At 67.0% G+C, this 4,715-nt stretch carries 4 protein-coding genes and 3 pseudogenes; 2 read left to right on the top strand and 5 right to left on the bottom strand.

Features of this window, described 5'->3' with window-relative positions; genetic code table 11:
- Positions 1-190 (bottom strand): annotated as a pseudogene (locus ACLP9N_RS24175) (hypothetical protein); the annotation flags it as partial.
- A 125-nt stretch (positions 191-315) separates the two neighbouring features.
- Between ACLP9N_RS24175 and ACLP9N_RS24170 the strand changes: the two are divergent.
- Positions 316-1,092, top strand: a pseudogene (locus ACLP9N_RS24170) (sulfatase-like hydrolase/transferase); the annotation flags it as partial.
- Positions 1,083-1,736: pseudogene (locus tag ACLP9N_RS24165) on the top strand (NAD-dependent epimerase/dehydratase family protein); the annotation flags it as partial. The pseudogenes ACLP9N_RS24170 and ACLP9N_RS24165, both read left to right, overlap by 10 nt.
- Here the strand turns inward: ACLP9N_RS24165 and ACLP9N_RS24160 are convergent.
- The 4 genes from ACLP9N_RS24160 to ACLP9N_RS24145 form a co-directional block, all read right to left on the bottom strand.
- Positions 1,728-2,168: an SRPBCC family protein gene (locus tag ACLP9N_RS24160; RefSeq protein ID WP_442409759.1), complete on the bottom strand. Its 441-nt coding sequence runs from the start codon at positions 2,166-2,168 to the stop codon at positions 1,728-1,730. The pseudogene ACLP9N_RS24165 and the gene ACLP9N_RS24160 overlap by 9 nt on opposite strands.
- Entirely contained in the window at positions 2,165-3,445 is a 1,281-nt protein-coding gene (locus ACLP9N_RS24155) for a PucR family transcriptional regulator (protein WP_442409758.1), read from the bottom strand. The genes ACLP9N_RS24160 and ACLP9N_RS24155 overlap by 4 nt, the downstream gene beginning before the upstream one ends.
- A gap of 274 nt (positions 3,446-3,719) precedes the next feature.
- Complete coding sequence (locus tag ACLP9N_RS24150) at positions 3,720-3,908, bottom strand: hypothetical protein (protein WP_442409757.1); 189 nt, start codon at positions 3,906-3,908, stop codon at positions 3,720-3,722.
- 134 nt (positions 3,909-4,042) lie between these two features.
- On the bottom strand, positions 4,043-4,715 hold a 673-nt coding region (locus ACLP9N_RS24145), incomplete at its 5' end, for a DUF1998 domain-containing protein (RefSeq protein WP_442409756.1).

Below are 4,715 nucleotides of genomic sequence, written 5' to 3'. Positions count from 1 at the left end.
TCGCCGGCGTCAGCTGGAGGATCGAGTTGCTGGCCGTGAAGACCTTCTTAACGTCGTCGGGATTCGTGACGCAGAACGCGTCGACGGCGCCCGGCAGGTTGAACAGGAAGCGGTCTCCGAGCTTTGTGGTGCGTGCATAGAACCGTTCTGGGGCCAACCAGTATTCCGCTGCATACGCGATCGAGAACATGCGCATCTGGTACCTCCACATTGAAGGGATTATGGTACTTAATAAATCCCAGAGTACCAACCGCTTGATACCAGTAATGAAGATCCTCACAAGCCCGTGGTGCGGCGTCGAGGCAAGTTCGCGTGATTCTCCTGACAGACGATGCGCTCGTGTTGGTGGGCGGTTATCCGGACCTCGATTCGGCTCGCCGGGACTTCGATACGCTGACCGAACGGGTCAAAGCCAAGGACATCGCGCTTCGCGGGGCGGTGCTCGTGGCCAAAGACGCCGGGGGTAAAGCCACCGTGATCGACACGGGCAACCACCTCGGCCGCAAAGGCGCCGGCTGGGGGGCGGGTGTCGGTGTCGCGGTGGGTCTGTTCGCGCCGGCGCTGCTGGCCTCCGTGGCGGTCGGCGCGGCCGCGGGCGCGCTGGCCGGCGCATTCGCCGATCACCGGCTCAAGAGCGGTCTGCACGACAAGATCGGCCAAGCGCTGGCCGCCGGTACCGGGGTGATCATCGCGGTGTTGCCGCCCGAGAGCCGACTGGCCGTCGAGCAGGCGCTGGCTGGGTCGCCGATGAAATCGATTGTGGAGTTGGAGCATTCGACGCTGCGGGGGATGGAGGCGGCGTTGGCCGAGGCGATGGGCAAATTTGATCCCGACCGTACCCGGCTGCCGCTGCCCGACCGCAGTCGGTGGGCGACTGGACGATCGTGCCCGGCCCCAAGGCGCCGGAGGAGGCGCCCAACGTTGCTGATCGTGCTGGTCGACGACGCGGGTTTCGGGGGGCCTGACACGTTCGGCGGCGCGATCCACACCCCGAACTTGACGCGTATTCAGCGGCAGGGGCTGACCTACAACCGCTTCCACGTCACCGCGGTGTGCTCTCCGACAAGGGCGGCGCTGCTGACCGGGCGGTCTACACGTCCTCGGCCGCGGCCTACGGCTACTACTCCGACAACCCGGATCCGCTCACCGAAGACGTTCCGCCCCGCGGATCACCGGAGCACGACTATTCCGCGCAGAAGGCGGCCTGCGAAGCCGCGCTCGCCGAGATCACCGATGGCTCTTCGCTGGAAGTGTTCGTGCTTCGTCCGTGCATCGTCGCCGGACCGAAGGCGACCGCGCTGGCCGACGCGATGCCGTGGAATCGGCTTCCTTCCGCATTCCGGTCGATCACGCGCGCGATGCCGCTTCTGAAGCTGCCCTTCCCCGACCCCGGTGTCCCGCTTCAGCTCGTCCATCATGACGACGTCGCCGCTGCCATCGCATTGGCGGCGACGACTTCAGCTCCGCCGGGGGCCTACAACATCGCCGGGGACGGCGAGACATCGCTGTCGAAAATCGCGGCGGCCCTGGGCGGACGCCCCGTACGGGTGCCCGCCGCTACCGCCACCATCGGATCGGCGGTGGTAGCCCGACTACCGTTCCTTCCCGCCGAGGCCGGCATCTTCCACGTGGCACGAACGTCAGTGCTGATGGATACCGGCAAAGCCAAGTCGCTACTCGGCTGGACGCCCAAATACACTGCTGCGCAAACCCTGGAGGCACTGGCCTCACGCTGATTGTTCAGCCACTTTGATCGTGCGGTCGACCATCGCGGTGATCACCGCGCGGATGACCGGGCCCAGAGGCCGACCCGTGCCGGGAACGCGTTGCTCGAAGGTAACCGACCAGACCAACTCCGTACCGGCCTTGACCTCGTTGAGGCGGATCTCCCCGCAGTACTGCGATACCGGAAAGCCGCGTACGCCCCGGTAGCGCTGGTAGTGGGCTGGCTGGGCCTCGACGATCTCCTCGTCAACGCTCGCCCCTTTGAACACACCCACTCGACGGATGGCCCCCGCGCCAAAGGGGTCGGGCGTTCCCCGCCTGATCAGTTGCGAATAACCGATGAACGGCACCCATTCGTGCCAGGCCGCCGCGTCGGCGAGTAGGTCATACACCCCTGCAGGCGGAGCAGATGTCTCACGCTCGACGCGGAATCCGAATGTCATGTTTCAAGCGTCTCGTCGACGAGGTCGGCCAGGGTGAGTGCGACGCGCAGTTCGAGGGTGCGCTTGTCCACCGATCTACCCAAGATCTCCTCGGCTTGCCGGAGCCGGTAGGAGACGGTGTTCTCGTGGATGTTGAGTCGTTTGGCGGTTCTGGCACGGCTTCCGTTCTCATCGAGGTAGGTGCGCACGGTGGCGGCGAGTCGCCGGGTGGTGTCATCGGCAGCCGCCAGTGCGCCCAGCTCGCGGGCGACGAAGGCGCGGGCCTGGTCGATGTTTGCGGTGGCGAGTGCGCGCAGCGAGATGTCGCGGTAGCGGGTGATGCTGCCTTCGCCGCGGCCGGCCAGCTGGGCGATCCGCTGCGCGTGGAGCGCCTCGAGATGGCTGGCGCGAAATCCCGCGATGCCGCGGGCGGGTTCGCCGATCGCGACACGAACCCCGGGTGCCGTCGCCGTCCGGAACCGCAGCTCGTCGAGGACTCTCGACGGGACATCGCCTTTGGTGCTTATCCAGGCCGCGGCCGACAACGTGCCGAGGGGCTGGACAAGCGGATGCTGGCTGCCGATCGCCGCGGCGATGTCGCGGATGGCGGCTTCGAGCAGGGCCAGCGTGTTGCGGCCCTCTTCGTGGGTGTTTAGCCAGGCGATCGCGGCGACGTGCACGCGCTGCAGTTCGTGGCGCAGCCGCCGGCTTGCCACCTCGGTGTCGACCGGTTGCCCCGACAGGATGGCGCCGATTGTCTCGGCCTGGCTGGCGGCGGCGCTGCGCAGCCAGCGGTCACGCTCGGTGGTGTACGCATCATCGAGGAGGCAGAGCGCGGCGTCCACGTAGGCGAACATCCACGCCGAAGACAACTCGATCGCCCGGTTCAGCTCGTCCGCGTCGCCCACATGATTGGCCAGGATCGCGTTGAGGTGCTGCGATGTGGCGGCGTGGCCGAGCCGGTAGCTGCGCAGCAACACGGTCAGCGGTACGCCGTGGTGGGCACCGTCGAGCGCGTAGTCGAGGGTCGCGGAGCGCAGGCTGGCGGCGTGCAGGGGATCGGCGCCGGATTGCAGCACCCCAGCGAAGTCGCGGATACTCGCTTCCGTGCTGGCCCGGTTCGCTTCCAGCGCTTCGGCGTTGCCGAGTAGATCGGGCAGCCGCTGGCTGATGTAGCCCACGACCGCGTCGGAGATCTCGTTGGCGCGCTTGGCAAGTTCAGCGGCCGCCGGTTGCAGGACGGTCGACCACAGCCGTCCCTCGATCTCACCCTGAGCGCCCAGCCAGGCCGGTTGCATACTTCGCACGCTAGCGGTGCCCGGGTCGCGGCGGTACGGATATCGGACAACAGCGCAGCGCAGTGTTGGCGCGCACGGACAAGCGCCCGGCGAGCCCGCTGACCAACAATCGAAACATGCGACAACTCCGCCACACTGACCGCGACGTTTTCCATCGCAGGATCAGCGTGCTCGCCGCAACGACCCTCGTGGGCGTGCGGTTGATGGCGATAGGCATCCCCGCGACGGAGCCGCCCAAATTCCCGGCCGGCTCCCCGAGCCCGCGCGCTGTCCGTCAAACTTTCACCGCCGCCAGAACCGGCATCAGCCTCGGGATCGGCGTCGACGTGGCGCGCGGAACCTGAACGATCACCGTGCCACTGTCCATGGACCAGACCAACCGGTCCCGTGGTGTCGGATCCTCAGCGCCATCGGCGGGCCGAGTGCTGACCACCACGCGCTCGCCGACCACAGGCCGTTGCATGCGCTCACCTTCGGGAGCGGCTCCGCAAAGAGGGCTCTGCCCACCCTCTTGATATCAGTAAACAAACTCCTCACCGCCGAGCCTGGCGGACGCCTGGCGGACGCACCAGGGGTCGGCGGAAAAAGCAGCTGCCGTCAGATCACTGGGCTGGCCGGTGCCGCGGACGTCACACCGAAGTCGCGGTGAGCCGCACCCTCAGTCTCCGACTTAACGTGCGCATCGAGGCCCAGCACCCCGAGTATGTTCAACGCGCCGCGACGGGTCAGACTGTCGTGGAATCTCGCGTTGCGATACGAACGTAAGCATCCGTAGCACGATGTCTCCGGTCCGCAGTCGCAGACGGCAACTCGAGAGAGCGCAGAGCGCACCACGGGAAGAATGTCCTCGGCGATGCGTTTCGCCGCTCCTGCTCCCCCGGGCACGGTGTCGAACACTACGACGCTTCGGCGGCCGTCGGCGCTCCACGCGAGCGCACCGTCGATGTCGTCGCGGCTGATTTCGAGGGCCTCGGATGCGCCTTCGAGGATGGCGTACAGCGCTGAAAGCCAATTGGACTCGGCGTCGCGGCGATAGGGGACACCCTCGAAGGTGAACTCGGCGACGTCGGACTGGTAGCGATGGCCGAGCGAGACGGTGCGCAGCGGGCCATCGCAGTCTTTGCCGGTTTCGGGGCGCTGGTGGACCCGCCGCCTCCGGCCGCGCTGGGCCACCTCGGCCCATCCGCACCATTCGCAGACTTGAAATCCTGCGCCGTCTCCGTCGGAGATCACTGCGAGCGTGGCCCGGGTACCGGCTCGGGCCGCGATG

The organism is Mycobacterium sp., from assembly GCF_052144515.1.
Taxonomy (GTDB): Bacteria; Actinomycetota; Actinomycetes; order Mycobacteriales; family Mycobacteriaceae; genus Mycobacterium.
This window is presented reverse-complemented; position numbering and strand designations above follow the sequence as displayed.